At 46.7% G+C, this 16,443-nt stretch carries 16 protein-coding genes and 1 tRNA gene; 14 read left to right on the top strand and 3 right to left on the bottom strand.

Features of this window, described 5'->3' with window-relative positions; genetic code table 11:
• The first annotated feature begins 20 nt into the window (after positions 1–20).
• The 14 genes from leuS to lipA all read left to right on the top strand — a co-directional run bounded on the left by leuS (position 21) and on the right by lipA (position 14,036).
• Complete coding sequence (gene leuS, locus BEL05_RS12100; protein WP_069671327.1) at positions 21–2,612, top strand: leucine--tRNA ligase; 2,592 nt, start codon at positions 21–23, stop codon at positions 2,610–2,612.
• Positions 2,613–2,682: 70 nt separating this feature from the next.
• Positions 2,683–3,177 carry an LPS-assembly lipoprotein LptE gene (locus tag BEL05_RS12095; protein ID WP_028763984.1) on the top strand — a complete coding sequence of 165 codons (495 nt, stop codon included), beginning with the start codon at positions 2,683–2,685 and terminating at the stop codon, positions 3,175–3,177.
• The gene (gene holA / locus BEL05_RS12090; RefSeq protein WP_069671326.1) at positions 3,177–4,205 is read left to right on the top strand and encodes a DNA polymerase III subunit delta; all 1,029 of its coding nucleotides are present in this window, start codon (positions 3,177–3,179) and stop codon (positions 4,203–4,205) included. Before BEL05_RS12095 ends, holA begins: the two co-directional genes overlap by 1 nt.
• A 1-nt stretch (position 4,206) precedes the next feature.
• Positions 4,207–4,848 (top strand): nicotinate-nucleotide adenylyltransferase, encoded by a 642-nt coding sequence (nadD, locus tag BEL05_RS12085; protein ID WP_069671325.1) that lies wholly within the window; start codon positions 4,207–4,209, stop codon positions 4,846–4,848.
• Between the two features lie 135 nt (positions 4,849–4,983).
• Positions 4,984–5,313, top strand: a complete 330-nt coding sequence (rsfS, locus tag BEL05_RS12080) for a ribosome silencing factor (RefSeq protein ID WP_069671351.1) — start codon at positions 4,984–4,986, stop codon at positions 5,311–5,313.
• Complete coding sequence (gene rlmH / locus BEL05_RS12075) at positions 5,313–5,783, top strand: 23S rRNA (pseudouridine(1915)-N(3))-methyltransferase RlmH (RefSeq protein WP_069671324.1); 471 nt, start codon at positions 5,313–5,315, stop codon at positions 5,781–5,783. The genes rsfS and rlmH overlap by 1 nt, the downstream gene beginning before the upstream one ends.
• Positions 5,784–5,865: 82 nt before the next feature.
• Complete coding sequence (gene mrdA, locus BEL05_RS12070) at positions 5,866–7,719, top strand: penicillin-binding protein 2 (protein WP_069671323.1); 1,854 nt, start codon at positions 5,866–5,868, stop codon at positions 7,717–7,719.
• Positions 7,719–8,825: a rod shape-determining protein RodA gene (gene rodA, locus BEL05_RS12065; RefSeq protein WP_069671322.1), complete on the top strand. Its 1,107-nt coding sequence runs from the start codon at positions 7,719–7,721 to the stop codon at positions 8,823–8,825. The genes mrdA and rodA overlap by 1 nt, the downstream gene beginning before the upstream one ends.
• A 71-nt stretch (positions 8,826–8,896) precedes the next feature.
• Positions 8,897–9,844: a lytic murein transglycosylase B gene (gene mltB / locus BEL05_RS12060; protein WP_245686988.1), complete on the top strand. Its 948-nt coding sequence runs from the start codon at positions 8,897–8,899 to the stop codon at positions 9,842–9,844.
• Positions 9,831–10,628, top strand: a complete 798-nt coding sequence (locus BEL05_RS12055) for a septal ring lytic transglycosylase RlpA family protein (RefSeq protein WP_069671321.1) — start codon at positions 9,831–9,833, stop codon at positions 10,626–10,628. Before mltB ends, BEL05_RS12055 begins: the two co-directional genes overlap by 14 nt.
• A gap of 132 nt (positions 10,629–10,760) precedes the next feature.
• Positions 10,761–11,933, top strand: coding sequence for a serine hydrolase (locus tag BEL05_RS12050; protein WP_028763993.1), 1,173 nt, complete (start codon positions 10,761–10,763; stop codon positions 11,931–11,933).
• A gap of 122 nt (positions 11,934–12,055) precedes the next feature.
• The gene (ybeD, locus tag BEL05_RS12045) at positions 12,056–12,322 is read left to right on the top strand and encodes a DUF493 family protein YbeD (protein ID WP_028763994.1); all 267 of its coding nucleotides are present in this window, start codon (positions 12,056–12,058) and stop codon (positions 12,320–12,322) included.
• Positions 12,323–12,418: 96 nt separating this feature from the next.
• Positions 12,419–13,078, top strand: coding sequence for a lipoyl(octanoyl) transferase LipB (gene lipB, locus BEL05_RS12040; protein WP_028763995.1), 660 nt, complete (start codon positions 12,419–12,421; stop codon positions 13,076–13,078).
• Positions 13,071–14,036, top strand: coding sequence for a lipoyl synthase (gene lipA / locus BEL05_RS12035; protein ID WP_069671320.1), 966 nt, complete (start codon positions 13,071–13,073; stop codon positions 14,034–14,036). Before lipB ends, lipA begins: the two co-directional genes overlap by 8 nt.
• Positions 14,037–14,103: 67 nt before the next feature.
• Here the strand turns inward: lipA and rimI are convergent, their stop codons facing one another.
• From rimI to BEL05_RS12020, 3 genes are all read right to left on the bottom strand, one after another.
• Entirely contained in the window at positions 14,104–14,544 is a 441-nt protein-coding gene (gene rimI / locus BEL05_RS12030; protein WP_028763997.1) for a ribosomal protein S18-alanine N-acetyltransferase, read from the bottom strand.
• On the bottom strand, positions 14,537–14,881 hold the full coding sequence (locus tag BEL05_RS12025; protein ID WP_069671319.1) for a hypothetical protein: 345 nt from the start codon (positions 14,879–14,881) through the stop codon (positions 14,537–14,539). Before BEL05_RS12025 ends, rimI begins: the two co-directional genes overlap by 8 nt.
• 158 nt (positions 14,882–15,039) lie before the next feature.
• A tRNA-Trp gene (locus BEL05_RS12020) sits at positions 15,040–15,116 on the bottom strand.
• Positions 15,117–16,443: the final 1,327 nt, after the last annotated feature.

Here is a 16,443-nt window from a genome sequence, read left to right as displayed (position 1 = left end):
GGCACGGCCGGGAATCATCAATGCAAGAGCAATATCTACCTTCAGAGATTGAAGCTAAGGTGCAGCAGCACTGGCAAGACACTAAAACATTTGAAGTAACCGAAGATGAGAGCAAAGAGAAATTTTACTGTCTCTCCATGTTCCCTTACCCTTCTGGTCGACTGCATATGGGCCATGTCCGTAACTACACCATAGGCGATGTAGTGGCTCGTTACCAGCGTCTGCAAGGCAAAAACGTATTACAGCCCATAGGTTGGGACTCTTTTGGCTTACCAGCTGAAAATGCGGCAATTAACAATAAGACCGCACCTGCGCCTTGGACCTACGAGAACATCGATTACATGAAAAACCAGCTCAAAATGTTGGGTTTTGGTTATGACTGGAGTCGTGAGATCGCCACCTGCACGCCCGAATATTACCGCTGGGAACAGTGGTTCTTCACTAAGCTGTACGAAAAAGGCTTAGTCTACAAAAAAACGGCTTCTGTTAACTGGTGTCCAAATGATGAAACCGTGTTAGCGAATGAACAGGTTCAAGACGGTTGCTGCTGGCGCTGTGACACGCAAGTGATCCAAAAAGAGATTCCACAGTGGTTTATTAAGATCACCGACTATGCTGAAGAGCTGTTAAACGATATCGACCAGCTCGATGAATGGCCTGAGCAAGTTAAAACCATGCAGCGCAACTGGATTGGTCGCAGTGAAGGTATAGAAATGACCTTCCAAGTCGCCAACAGTGACCAGAGCTTCGATATTTATACCACACGCCCAGACACCGTGATGGGGGTTACGTATGTTGCGATTGCTGCGGGTCACCCACTCGCTGCACAAGCTGCTGTAAACAACCCAACACTCACCGATTTTATCGAAGAGTGTAAAAACGCCGATACCACTGAGGCCGCTATGGCAGCAATGGAGAAAAAAGGTGTCGATACGGGCCTAAAAGCAATTCACCCATTAACGGGTAAGTTAGTGCCAATTTGGGCAGCTAATTTTGTGTTGATGAATTACGGCACCGGTGCGGTAATGTCTGTACCTGGTCACGACCAGCGTGATTACGAGTTTGCGACCAAATATGGTTTAGCGATTGAGGGGGTTATTAAGCCAGTTGACGGCGATTTAGACATTAGTGAAGAAGCTTACACTGAAAAGGGTGTGCTATTTAATTCTGGCGACTCATTCCCAGAGCTGGACGGCCTTGATTTCCAAGCTGCGTTCGACGCCATCGATGCAAAACTGTCAAGCGAAGGCAAAGGCAAGCGTCAGGTGAACTTCCGTCTTCGCGATTGGGGTGTTTCACGTCAGCGTTATTGGGGGGCTCCTATTCCTATGGTGACCTTGGCAGACGGCACCGTCATGCCAACACCAGAAGATCAGCTACCGGTTATTTTGCCAGAAGATGTGGTAATGGATGGTATCCAAAGCCCGATCAAAGCCGATAAAGAGTGGGCAAAAACCAAAATAAACGGCCAAGAAGCATTTAAAGAAACCGATACCTTCGACACCTTTATGGAGTCATCTTGGTATTATGCGCGCTACTGTAGTCCACACGCCGATCAGATGTTAGATCCCGCAAAAGCGAACTATTGGCTACCAGTGGATCAATATATCGGTGGTATTGAGCATGCATGTATGCACCTGCTTTATTTCCGCTTCTTCCACAAATTGCTACGTGATATCGGCTTAGTTAACAGCGATGAGCCAGCTAAACGTCTACTGACTCAAGGTATGGTATTAGCTGATGCTTTCTACTATAGCGACGAGAAAGGCGCACGCGTTTGGGTATCACCAAGTGATGCAACTGTCACCGAAACCGACGACAAAGGACGCATTGTTAAAGCAGTAGACAGCCAAGGTCATGAGCTTGTTTATACCGGCATGAGCAAGATGTCTAAGTCGAAAAACAATGGTATCGATCCGCAAGAGATGGTGGACAAGTATGGCGCTGACACAGTGCGTCTATTTATGATGTTCGCCGCACCACCAGAGCTTACACTTGAGTGGCAAGAATCTAGTGTTGAAGGTGCACACCGCTTTATTAAGCGTTTGTGGAAACTGGCCCATGACCACGTTGCTTTAGGTGCAACCAGTGCACTAGATCTTGCATCGCTCAACCCTGCACAGAAAGAGCTGCGCCGCGAATTGCACAAGACGATTGCCAAAGTCGGCGATGATGTTGAACGTCGTCAGATGTTCAACACCGCCATTGCTTCAGTGATGGAGCTGATGAATCGCCTGCAGAAAGCCCCAATGGAAACAGAGCAAGATCGTGCGTTAATGCAAGAAGCACTATGTGCTGTTGTTCGTCTTCTGTATCCAATCATTCCTCACACCTGTTTTAGCCTATGGCAAGCCTTAGGTCACGAACAGGCGATTGAGGAAGTGCTATGGCCAGAAGTCGATGAATCGGCACTCGTTGAAGACAGTAAGCTGATCGTCGTCTCTGTGAACGGCAAAGTCCGCGCTAAAATCACTGTTCCAGCTGATGCAGATAAAGAGACTGTTGAAGCACAAGGAATGGCCGAAGAAGGCGTCATTAAACACACCGAAGGCAAGACGGTTCGTAAAGTTATTTATGTACCAGGTAAGCTACTTAACATCGTAGCAAACTAAATGCCATTTGCTCAGCCATCAAGCCATGATGGCTGAGCATCATCAACTTAGGAAATAGACGGCCTAGCCTATGCTAATCAAACGCTTGTGTTTCGCCTTATTGACACTTACTCTCCTAGCCACCAGCGGCTGCGGCTTTAAACTGCAACGCAGTTATTCGCTACCCGATGAGCTAAAAACCTTACACCTTAGCAGTCAAGATGAGTATAGTGAGCTGACTCGTTTAGTTCGCGAACGACTGCGGCTAAATGCCATTGTTGTGACTAAACCCAGTGATACTGTGCCAACGCTACGTATTATTGATGATGCATTAGATCGCTCAACACTATCACTTTACCCTACCGGTAATGTCGCTGAATATGAACTCAACTATCATGTGTCATTTGCAGTACAACTGCCTGAACGTGAAGCGCAACGATTCGATGTCGACATCCATCGTGATTACCTTGATGACCCACGGACCGCTCTAGCCAAGAGTCGAGAGATGGAACTGCTGGTCAAAGAGATGCGAATTCAAGCGGCTGACCAGATCATTCAAATTTTGGCGTCAATCGAGACCAATTAATGCGGGTATATCCAGATCAGCTTGCTAAACAACTTACACCACTCAAACAGTGTTACTTAGTGTTTGGCGACGATCCCTGGTTATGTGAAACCACTAAGACACTGATCGTTAGTCAAGCCAAACGAGATGGGTTCGAAGAGGCGGTTCAGCTCAACCAAGAAAGTGGCTTTAATTGGAATGAGCTCATCGAAGAGTGGAACTCGATGAGTCTGTTCGCCAGTCGACGTATTATTGAGTTAGTGCTGCCACAAGCTAAACCCGGTAGCGAAGGTAGCACAATACTACAGCAGTTAATGAAGTCGCCTAACCCTGACGTGTTACTGCTTATCAGTGGACCCAAACTGGCCAGCGAACAGACGAAATCGAAATGGTTTAAGGTGCTCGACACCGATGGGGTTTATATTCCGTGCACTACACCTGAAGGCCAGCAATTCAGTCGTTGGCTACAAACGCGGATTCGTCACTTTGGCCTCAACCTGACTCCCGACGCACAGCAGCTACTTTATAACCTGTACGAAGGTAATCTCCTCGCCGCCGATCAGGCGTTGCAATTGCTGCAATTGTTGAATCCAAACGAGGTAATAAGTAGTGAACAGCTATCGCAGTATTTTGAAGATCAATCACGCTTTACCGTGTTCCAGCTCGCCGATGTTTTACTAAATAATCAACAAGATAAAGCGCAACACATCTTGTCCCAACTACAAGCTGAAGGCGTTGCTATGCCTATTTTACTCTGGGGGCAATTTAAAGAGCTCACCACCCTGCTTCAGCTAAAGCAAGCACAAGAGACGGGTGGCCTACAAAGCCTATGGGGCAAACTGAGGATTTGGGATAAACGTAAAAACCTCTACCAAAACGCACTGTCCCGTTTAAGCCTCAAGCAGATTGAGGTGATGTTGGCCTGTGCCTCCAAATTGGAGCTAAAGCTAAAACAGCAAGGTATTGAAGATTGGACTTCACTCAGCCACCTTTGTTTACTGTACGATCCTAAAGCCCATCATACGCTTGCACACATAGATATTGATTAACATGAAGATAGGCATACTCGGCGGCACATTTGACCCCATCCACTTGGGGCATATCCAGCCATTGCAAGAGGTAAAAGAAGCATTGGCCCTCGATAAGGTTTGGTTAATGCCTAACCATATTCCTCCTCATAAACAACAACCTAATAGCAGTACTGCAGACCGATTAGCCATGGCACGTTTGGTGTGTGAGCAATACGACTGGCTAGAACTGTGTGATATTGAGACTCAACGACAAACACCGTCATACTCAGTTGAAACACTCGCGACACTAAGGCGCGCTCACCCAAACAATCATTTTCTGTTTATCATGGGGATGGACTCCTTTGCTTCATTACCCAGTTGGTACCATTGGCAACGCCTATTTTCGCTTTGCCATATCGTACTATGCCAACGACCGGGCTGGAGCCTGGACAATCGCAGCGAGATGAACACAATCTTAGCCGCGCGTCAGGCTGATAAGTCCCAACTGGATAGCGCAGTGGCTCAAGGCCAGCAAGCAGGACTGATTTTACCTGTCGCGATCACCCCACAACCATACTCGTCTACAGCGATTCGCGCTCAACTGCTTACAGGCGAGTTAACTATTGCGGGGTTACCGGACGAAGTTTCCCAATATATTCAGCAGCATCAGCTCTACCGATAGCACTCTTCATCGACCCAAGCCAACCTTTTGCTTACTCGGTCCCCAAAACCTAGTGCCTTTACTGTTTTGGCAATTACTTTGCCAAAGAGAACCTGCTATACTACTTCGCTGTCAAAAATGAATGAGGAAAGCCGCGTGCAAAGCGCCGAGTTAAAACAGTTTGTCATCGATAAAGTCGAAGATCTTAAAGCCAGAGATATTGCCGTATTAGAAGTTAGCGAGCAGTCAAATATTACTGATTACATGGTCGTTTGTTCTGGTACATCAAAAACTCACGTTAAAGCTATTGCTGAAAACGTTGTGCTTGAAGCCAAACGCGCTGATCTGCATATCCATGGTGTTGAAGGCCGTGATAGCAGCGAATGGGTCTTAGTTGACTTAGGCGATGTGATTGTACATGTGATGCAAGATCAGACCCGTGAATTTTATCAGCTTGAAAAGCTGTGGTCTGAAAAGCCAGAGTAATGAAGTTACAGTTAGTTGCCGTAGGCACCCGCATGCCCAGTTGGGTTACCACAGGATTTGAAGAGTACCAGCGGCGTTTCCCCCGCGATATGCCTTTCGAATTAACTGAGATCCCAGCGGGTAAGCGTGGGAAAAATGCCGATATCGCGCGCATCTTACATAAAGAAGGTGAACTCATGCTGGCCGCGATCCCTAAAGGGAATCACATTGTCAGTTTAGATTTACCGGGTAAAAACTGGACCACGCCAGAGTTAGCGACACAATTAAGTCGCTGGCAACTTGACGGTCGAGATGTGAGCTTACTGATTGGTGGTCCAGAGGGACTCGCCCCAGCCTGTAAGCAAGCAGCATCTCAGAGTTGGTGCTTATCCGCATTAACCATGCCGCACCCGCTCGTTAGAGTGCTCGTTGCTGAGAGCCTTTACCGCGCATGGAGCGTCAACAATAACCATCCCTATCATAGAGAGTAGTTGTTAATCCAACTGTTCCCTGCGTAAAACCAAGGATCTGCTCATGACGCTGAGCCAAATCACATCGCCGGAGACAATGTAATTGGCGCCACGTAAGCGGATGGCAATGCATGACCACGCCGCCGAAGCTTCGCTGTTCAAGCGTAGAGCTATTTTCACCTTTGTGTGCGTGGTAATTTTGCTCGGAATTTTACTCGGCAACCTTTATCAGCTACAAATCTTATCATTTAAAGATTATCAAATTCGCTCTAACGACAATCGCATTCGTGTTGTCCCAGTCGCGCCCAGCCGCGGTCTTATCTATGACCGACACGGACAGTTGCTTGCTGAAAATCAACCATTTTACTCCTTAGAGCTGATCCCTGAAAAAGTCAAAGATATCTCAGCCGCATTAGATGAGCTGAGTAAAGTCATCGACATCAGCACCGATGAGCGTGAAAAATTACTTGAGTCGCTCAAATATCATCGCCGATTTAAACCTATCACCATAAAAAACCGCCTCAGCGAAACACAAGTCGCTGAATTTAGTGTTAATCAGCATAGATTCCCTGGCTTTTCGATTGATGCAGGCCTGAAACGCTATTACCCTCATGCAGGGTTACTAACTCACGTTTTAGGCTATGTCGGACGGATCAACAACCGCGACCAGCTGGCCTTACAAGCCAATGGCGAATGGCCAAATTACGCAGCAACAAAGGATATTGGCAAACAAGGTATCGAGAAGTTCTATGAAAGCCTGCTTCATGGCAAACCTGGCCACTTAGAAGAAGAGGTCAACAACCGCGGGCGCACTATTCGTACCCTAAAATCGGTCGCGCCAGAACCTGGACAAGATATCTATTTAACCCTCGACCTCCAACTACAAAAAAAGGCGATGGAGCTACTGGCAGGTCGTCGCGGCTCCATTGTCGCCATCGATCCTCGTGACGGCGGCATATTGGCCATGGTATCGAGTCCAACCTACGACCCGAACCAGTTTGTCCACGGTATTAGCTCTAAAGCGTACAGCGAGCTACTTAACTCACGCTCGAGACCGCTGATTAACCGTGCAACGCAGGGGCAATATGCACCAGCGTCGACAGTCAAACCGCATATCGCCTTACTGGGATTGGATGACAAGGTCGTGACACCTAAAACCCGTGTATGGGATCCTGGTTTTTGGCAAATCCCAGGTGTCGAGCGTAAATATCGCGACTGGAAACGTTGGGGACATGGTTGGGTCGATGTTAACGGCGCTATCGTGCACTCTTGTGACACCTACTTTTATGATCTCGCCTACAAAACGGGCATAGATAAAATCAGCAATTTTATGACCCAATTTGGTTTTGGTGAGCGCACTGGCGTGGACATCTTTGAAGAGTCAGCAGGAAACATGCCTTCGCGAGACTGGAAGCGCTTACGCTACAACCAGCCATGGTATATCGGTGATACTATCTCAGTGGGGATTGGTCAAGGCTACTGGACCACGACACCATTGCAGTTAGCCAACGCGACCGCCATTTTAGCGAATAAAGGCGAACGGTTCGTGCCGCATCTGTTAAAGACCATTAAGAATGACACAGTGCAGGTCAATTCGCCCATCGATAAGATGCCACCTGTCGTGATTAAAGATCCCAAAAACTGGGACATCATCAATGAGGCAATGAAAGATACCGCCCACAAGTCTCGCTTTATTGATGCTGGCTACAACGCCGCCATGAAAACGGGTACTGCACAGGTATTTAGTGTCGCCGAAGATGAAAAATATGATGCTGACACCATTGATGAGCATCTGCGCGATAACGCACTAATTGTTGCGTATGCGCCCTATGAGGCCCCCACCATCGTCTTAGCCGTAGTATTAGAAAATGCAGGCTGGGGTGGCGTGAATGCTGGTCCTGTCGCAAGAGCCTTACTCGATGAATATATCCTTAGAGATAACTGGGAGCCTAATTAATGAGCGCTCATAACCACCGCCCTAATATCTGGCAGCGATTGCATATCGACCTACCACTGCTCCTCGGTATAATGGCGCTCATGGGCTACGGCCTATTCGTCATCTACTCTGCCGGTGGCGAAGATCTTGCGCTGATGGAACGACAACTGGTGCGCATGGGGTTATCCCTCGCCATTATGCTATTTGTCGCGCAGATCAATCCAGAGGTACTGCGCCGATGGGCCTTCCCCATCTATATCGCCGGCATAATGCTGCTACTCGGGGTACACTTTTTTGGTGAGATCAATAAAGGCGCCCAGCGTTGGCTTAACTTAGGCTTTATGGAATTTCAGCCTTCGGAGCTCATTAAGCTGGCCTTCCCCATTACTATGGCGTGGTATATCAGTAAATTTCCACTGCCCCCAAAAAAGCGTTACCTTGCGGGGGGCGGTATTATCTTGTTGATCCCCACTTTATTGATCGCAAAACAACCGGATTTAGGCACCTCAATCCTAGTTGCCGCTTCAGGTATTTTCGTGCTGTTTCTATCTGGCATGAGCTGGGCTATCGTCGGCAGTGTGGTCGGTGGCGTATTAGCTATGTTACCCGTCCTGTGGTTTTTCTTGATGCATGACTATCAAAAAACCCGAGTGTTAACTCTACTCGACCCCGAGAAGGATCCCTTAGGGGCGGGATATCATATTATTCAATCAAAAATTGCTATCGGCTCCGGCGGATTATGGGGCAAAGGCTGGCTAGATGGCACGCAATCTCAACTGGAGTTTCTACCTGAACGTCACACTGACTTTATTTTTGCAGTGATAGGTGAAGAGTTTGGTTTAATCGGCAGTCTGGTCTTGCTGGCACTCTATCTGTATGTCATCGGCCGCGGTTTGGTCATTGCTTCTCGCGCACAAACCAGTTTTGCCCGTTTACTCGCTGGCAGTATTACTTTAACCTTCTTTGTGTATATTTTTGTCAACATAGGTATGGTGTCTGGTCTGTTGCCAGTGGTTGGTGTACCACTGCCCTTGATCAGTTACGGGGGAACCTCAATGCTGACGCTCATGACCGGGTTTGGCATCTTAATGAGTATCCATACCCACAGGCGATTTATCGATAGATAGAGGACTTAAGATTGAACAATCTTACCCGCTTAATCACCTCGCTGACGCTAGGTTTATCTAGTCTAACAGTCTTGGCTGACAGCAATATCATTCCCCAAGATGGCGATATTAGCGCGCTCACGGCGCAGTTTATCGCCAGCCAAAAACAAGCAGGCTTTAGCGACCAAGAGATCGGGAACTTCCTTGATAAAGCCAACTACAACCAGAAAGTGATTGACGCTATCACCACGCCTTGGGAAGCCAAGCCCTGGCACCTTTATCAACCCATTTTCTTAACGGATAAACGCTTAGAAAAAGGGCTCACCTTTTGGCAAACTCACCACGAAACCATCGCTAACGCCGCGCAGCAGTTCCAGGTGGACCCAGAGATCATTGTCGCCATTATAGGAATCGAAACCTTTTATGGTGGATATATGGGCACCTACCCTGTGATTGACGCGCTCTATACGTTAGGCTTTCACTACACTCCAAGGGCAACATTCTTTAGGAAAGAGCTGGCTAACCTGCAGACGTTAGCGAAAGAGGAACAACTTGATGTCGATAACCTAAAAGGCTCCTATGCTGGTGCCATGGGCTATGGTCAATTCATTCCATCTAGCTACCGCCATTATGCGGTTGATTTTGATCATGATGGTAAACGTGACCTTGTTGGTAACCCTATCGATGCCATCGGCAGCGTCGCCAACTACTTCCATCAACATGGTTGGCAAAAAGGCGCATTAGTCACTTTGCCACTGACCACCCATCAGCTGCCAGAGCATCTCAAAGTGTGGAAAGGTGAAAAGCTTCATTACCAAGTGGCTGATATTTTATCTCCCGACATAGCCTTAGCCAAAAACAGCGATCTCGATATTAGTCAGCCGGCGATGATTGTTGAATTGGTTCAAGCTGAGCAAACAGATTATTGGCTGGGCCTGAAAAACTTTTATGTGATCACCCGCTATAACCGCAGCCCGCTATATGCGATGGCGGTTTATCAATTTAGCCAACAACTAAAAGACGCTTATGCTAAACAGTAAAACCATCACTTTATGGGTTATTTTAGCCATTGCCCTCATCTTGAGTGCGTGTTCGTCTCAACCTGACAGCCGTTATCATATACGTGATGATGTTGCCCCAACCGATGCACCAGATGTGTCGATTGTGGAAGATGCACACCCCAAATATGAACCCTACAGCCGTGGGGGAAATCGCAAAAACTACACTGTCTTAGGTAAAGAATATCAGGTGCTCGACACTGGAAAAGGTTATACAAAGACCGGTGTTGCATCTTGGTACGGCGCGAAGTTTCATGGCCACCTCACGTCTAATGGCGAAACCTATGACATGTACTCTATGTCTGCGGCCCATAAAACATTGCCACTGCCTAGCTATGTTAAGGTCACCAATTTAAGCAATAACAAAACGGTCATCGTTCGCGTTAATGATAGAGGTCCGTTTCACGACAACCGGATAATCGATCTTTCCTACGCTGCGGCTCATCGTCTTGACATGCTCAAAACTGGCACCGCTAACGTACAACTTGAAGTGATCTACATTGAAAGCCCTGAATCGATAGCGCTTGCCAAGCTCAAAGATACCAACCTGCACTATGTGCAAGTGGTAGCCTCATCAGATCGAAGCCGTATCGACACGCTCGCAACTCAGTTAGCGACTCAATATCAAGTTAGCACCCGTATTCAACAAACTGGAAACCTATATAAACTGCAACTGGGCCCCATTGGCAGACAGCCTATCGCGGCGCAGCTAAGCGAAACCTTGCAACAAAATGGCTATCCACAAAGTTATCTGATCACCGAATAGTAACGACGAGGGAATTTAGTCCATTAATTTACCGCAGATTAATGAACCTTCACTGAATTCCCTTGTCGACTAATGTTATACTCTCGCGAATATCATCTTTTTGCATTCAACCATAAGACGTGCCTTGTTAATATGAAATTTTTAAATAATGGTTTGAAAACCCTATTCCTTGTGACCTCGTTATCTGCAACTGCTGCATCTGCTGCGCCAGTCGTCACACCAGATGCCCCCAAAGTTGCTGCCAAAGCGTTTATCTTGATGGATTACAATTCAGGGCAGATTATTGCCGAAGAAAATGCCTACGAAAGTTTGAATCCTGCCAGCCTGACAAAAATGATGACCAGTTATGTTATTGGTCATGAAATTAAGGTGGGAAATATCTCACCAGAAGATCAAGTTACTATCAGCAAAAAAGCCTGGTCTAAGAACTTTCCAGACTCATCAAAAATGTTTATCGAAGTGGGTAAGCAAGTATCTGTAGAAGATCTTAATCGCGGCATCATCATTCAATCGGGTAATGATGCCTGTGTTGCTATGGCTGAACACATTGCGGGCACCGAAGATGGTTTCGTTGACCTAATGAACTCTTGGGCCAAACAACTTGGCATGCGTGACAGCTACTTTGAGAACTCCCATGGTTTAGATTCTGATAATCATAAAACCACCGCTTATGACATGGCGATTCTTGGTGCTGCCCTCATTCGTGACGTCCCAGAGGAATACCGCGTCTACTCGGAAAAAGAGTTTACCTACAATGGCATTAAACAATATAACCGTAACGGATTGTTGTGGGATAAGAGCTTAAATGTCGATGGCATCAAAACAGGCCATACATCAGGCGCTGGTTATAACCTAGTTACTTCAGGCACAAAAGATGGCATGCGACTCGTATCTGTCGTCATGGGCACTGCAAGCGAAAGCGCGCGTAAAGCAGAAAGTAAGAAGTTGCTTAACTATGGCTTCCGTTTCTTCGAAACCATCACTCCTTACAAAGCTGGCGATAGTTTTGTCACCCAAAAGATTTGGTATGGCGATAGAGAGTCTGTCGATTTAGGTGTGACCACTGACACTCCTATCACTATCAGTCGCGGACAAGCTAAAAACCTGCAAGCTAACTTCGAGCTAAACAAAGAACTGACCGCTCCTATCGCTAAAGGCGAAACGGTAGGACGTATCTATTTCCAACTCAATGGCAAAGATATCGCTCAGTTCCCACTGGTGACACTACAAGAAGTTAATGAAGGAAGTTGGTTTAGCAAGTTGATGGACTACTTTAAGCAACTGTTTGCTGGTTGGTTTAGTTAATTTTATCAAATTGAAAAAAAGTCACCTTAGGGTGGCTTTTTTTGTTTTTAGCCTCCTAGGGTTGAATTAGGTATAATACCCCCCACTTTATAAGCCATCAGATTCGGCAAGAGACCACGCAAATGTTAGATACCAAATTCCACGAACTCATGGAGTTCCCAGCTTCTTTTCCATACAAAGTTGTTGGTGACGCTAGACCCACGCTAGCCGATGATGTCGTCGCCGTTGTGCAGCAGATTGTGCCTGGCGACTATATGCCAACCACCAAAGCGTCGAGCAAAGGGACTTATAACTCAATAACCATTAATGTCATCGTTAACGGTAAAGAGCAAATTGAGCAGCTCTATATTGACCTCGCCGCAATCGAAGGCGTGAAACGAGTGCTTTAGCCTAGAACGGCTCTAACAAGAAGTGTGATCCATCTTACATTTCTTAATTTCAAGCGTATAATGAGCGCACTCAAATGATGAGGGGAGAGGTTGCCCTTGAAGGATAAGATTTTACACATTCGTCATCTTGGTCAGCAAGATTACGAATCTGTGTGGCACGCTATGCAGCACTACACAGATAATCGCGATGAGAATAGCCAAGATGAGCTGTGGATAGTGGAACATCCACCAGTTTTTACCCAAGGACAAGCAGGTAAAAGCGAGCATATTCTTAATCCTGGCGACATCCCAGTAATTCAAGTCGATCGAGGTGGTCAAGTCACCTACCATGGTCCTGGACAACTCGTTGCCTATCCTCTACTCGACATCAAACGCTTAAAAATAGGCGTTAGACAGCTGGTCACCGACATAGAGCAAAGCATCGTTAAGATGTTAGCGCTCTACGAAATAGAGGCTTATCCAAAGGCCGATGCACCTGGCGTCTACGTCAATGAAAGAAAGATTGCCTCATTAGGGTTACGTATCCGCAAAGGGTGCTCTTTTCATGGATTGGCACTGAATGTCGACATGGACATGTCACCATTTCAACGCATCAATCCGTGTGGGTATGCAGGGCTTGAGATGGCGCAGTGTAAGCCACTTAATGGGCCGCAGACCGTTATCGAAGCCGGCGATAAATTAATACAAACCTTTAGCCAAACACTTGGCTATCAACATTTAGCACATCACCAAGGGTTAGCGAAGTCATATGAATAGGCCTGAAAGATTACAACCAGGGGTTAAGTTACGCGACGCAGACAAAGTCTCTCGTATTCCTGTCAAGGTCGTGCCTTCTGAGCGCGAAACCATGCTGCGCAAACCTGACTGGCTTCGAGTCAAACTGCCAGCGTCAAACCAGCGCATTCTCGATATCAAATCAGCACTGCGAAAAAATGGACTGCACTCAGTCTGCGAAGAGGCTTCATGCCCAAACTTAGCAGAATGTTTCAACCATGGTACAGCAACCTTTATGATTTTAGGGGCAATTTGTACCCGTCGCTGCCCGTTTTGCGATGTTGCCCACGGTCGGCCGCTTAAGCCTGATGCCCAAGAGCCACTAAAACTGGCACAAACCATTCGAGACATGAAGCTCAAGTATGTAGTGATCACCTCGGTTGACCGCGACGACTTACGTGACGGTGGCGCACAACATTTTGCAGACTGTATTAGAGAGATTCGTATCCTAAATCCTGAAATCAAAATCGAAATTTTGGTTCCTGATTTCCGTGGTCGTATCGACGCCGCCCTAGATATTTTGGCGACTGAGCCACCAGATGTGTTTAACCACAACCTAGAGACTGCACCAAAGCACTATCGTAAAGCGCGTCCAGGAGCCAACTACCAATGGTCGCTGGATCTGCTTAAAAAGTTCAAAGAGCGCCACCCCAACGTACCGACTAAGTCGGGCCTGATGATGGGCTTAGGAGAAACCAACGAAGAGATCGCTGAAGTCTTACAAGATCTACGAGCTCACAACGTTGAGATGTTGACGCTTGGCCAGTACCTCCAACCCTCCAAGTTCCATTTGCCTGTTGAACGTTACGTGCCGCCAGCTGAATTTGATGAACTGCGAGTGTTTGCTGAAAAAATCGGCTTTACCCATGCCGCTTGTGGCCCCATGGTCCGCTCAAGTTATCATGCAGATTTACAAGCCCAAGGCAAAGAAGTGAAATAAGCTTAGCTTGATAAAAAAATAGCGCCTTTCGGCGCTATTTTTTTATCAGAAATCGTTTAGACAAGGATTACAATAACCGCTCCATCAATACTGCATCCTCTTTGCCTTGCTCATGTTGATAATAGGCGTGGCGCGTACCTGTTTGTTCAAAACCATAAGCTCGATACAACCCAATTGCGCCAGCACTTGACGCTCTAACCTCTAACATCAATCTCTCTGCGCTATTCACTGCCGCCAAATCCACAACCGCAGCCATCAGAGCCTTGCCATACCCTTTTCCTTGGCTCGCAGGCAGCACGCAAATATCCATTAAGGTTGCATCTTCAAATAGGATATGAGCAATTGCAAAACCCTGCAGCTGTTCATCTTCAAATACCCCTAACACATGGTAAAAACGGCCAAAGCAACTTTCTACATTTCTAAGCGACATAGGAAAACGATGGCATGCTAACTCAATCTCATATACCTCTGCTATAGCCTCAGGTGTCAGTAACTTAAGCTCACGCATCGCTTATCTCTCGCTGACATATCGACTGCCATAAGGCTTGTTTTGCGGACGATTGCTGCTCTAATACCGCAATAGGCGCCGAGCTAATCAGCGTATCAATCTGGGGGCGTTTGACACTACGCATATCCCAACATACTTGCGATAACTTTGCCCCATTGTTGCTTGTAACAACCTGCTTCACATCGACCTCTAATAGCGCCAAAACGCTCGTCACAATAGGATGCTCAAGATTAAGTTGCACGCCTTGATCGTGCAAAATAACACAAGGGTTTAACTGCATCTCTTGTCTAACCCAGCGAGATATTCCCATTGCATCCAGGTAAGCCTGTTTATCCACGTAAACTCCGCAGCCTATATCAATATGGATAGGATAACGTTAGTGGTAAACACTGTCACGGTTAGTTAGCAAGATAGCTGAAGTTCTTTTTCAATAGCTAGAAACAGCCAATAACAGAAAGCAAAAAGCCGTTCATTTCTGAACGGCTTCTTTAAGTTTGGCAGGGGTGGCAGGACTCGAACCCGCAACCATCGGTTTTGGAGACCGCTGTTCTACCAATTGGAACTACACCCCTGTTGACGTGGGGCATTATGCAAAAATGACTCTAAAAGGTAAAGGACTTTTTATGACTAAATGGCTTAACTGCGGCTTTTTCATGCAAGACCGTTAATATTCCCAGCGTGGATACGGATTTTAAGCAAAAAAGCGAGAGCAGCACGCTTAGCTTTCTGTTTAGTAACTTACCAACCCGCACGCTATATACTCTTTTCTCGCAAAATCATGGAACACTCAAAATGCACCAAGCAATTCTATCCAACGTTTTATATTGCAATATAGTAGCGAGTATTGTGGGCCTGCTAGCATCACCTCTATCACACTCTCGCTAGTTAATATTGGTCTCACTATAGAATCACTACTGGAGTTCTATAAAGTAAAGATCCCACCTAGTCCCTCTATCTTGAAAGGGGTTAATACACTCATCACCAAAACTAAATCCCCCTCAATCAGGTGGGCAAATTCACTATGCCACTACACATGAAGCGAATAGGGCTGAACGAATACGAACGAAACCATCACCATAGTAATTGACCTCATCTAGTCTATAACTAGAAACTAGGCATGATCAGCTTAGAACAAGGTCTTCGTGTTGACTAACAAGGGGATGTGCAGTGTCGAAAAGGTTGGGAACTATTTCCGACCAGGCCAACATCCAGTTTAGCCTTAACACCACAGAGCCTTATCCCTATGAGCTAATGTAGGAAGTAAAGTCAGTGCAGACACTATCTACTGCCCATCACACAGATAGCAGCCTTGTATAACATCCACAATAGCCCCCATTGCTCGCGTAATTATTTCACAAGCGGGTTTTATAGACTCTCTTTACGAGAAATTAGGAGCCTGGGAATGACCTACTCTCCTAGTTCGCGCAGCGAACACATGGGGCGAAGAGATTGCGCTTAATGTACGAAGTACATTGCAGATTCGTAGCGCCTAGCAGCTTTGATGCTAGCTGGGGAGCCAGTTCAGCGGTGGGGCGACGGCCAAGGATGGCGGAAGTGTAGACATTGTCTGAAACATTTATCCACAGACATCGGGAGTAAACATTACACGTAAGTGCTTAAGTGGAAAAACCACCTACCTACATTGAAATTGGCTTTGGAAAGCAACGTTGAAAACTTATAAAACGCAAAACGCAAAAAAGCCACCTTAATAAGGTGGCTTCTCTACTTAATTATGCGTCTGGAAATGACCTACTCTCCTAGTTCGCGCAGACCCACATGGGGGCGAAGAAGCTCCGCTATGTATGCAACGCATTCAGGAGCTAAGTAGCGCAAGTAACTTGTTACGAAGCTGGAGAGCCCGCTTAGCGGCGGGGTGACGTCGGGGGTATGTGGTTTCGC

This window comes from Shewanella colwelliana (assembly GCF_001735525.1).
GTDB classification, from domain to species: domain Bacteria; phylum Pseudomonadota; class Gammaproteobacteria; order Enterobacterales; family Shewanellaceae; genus Shewanella; species Shewanella colwelliana.
This window is presented reverse-complemented; position numbering and strand designations above follow the sequence as displayed.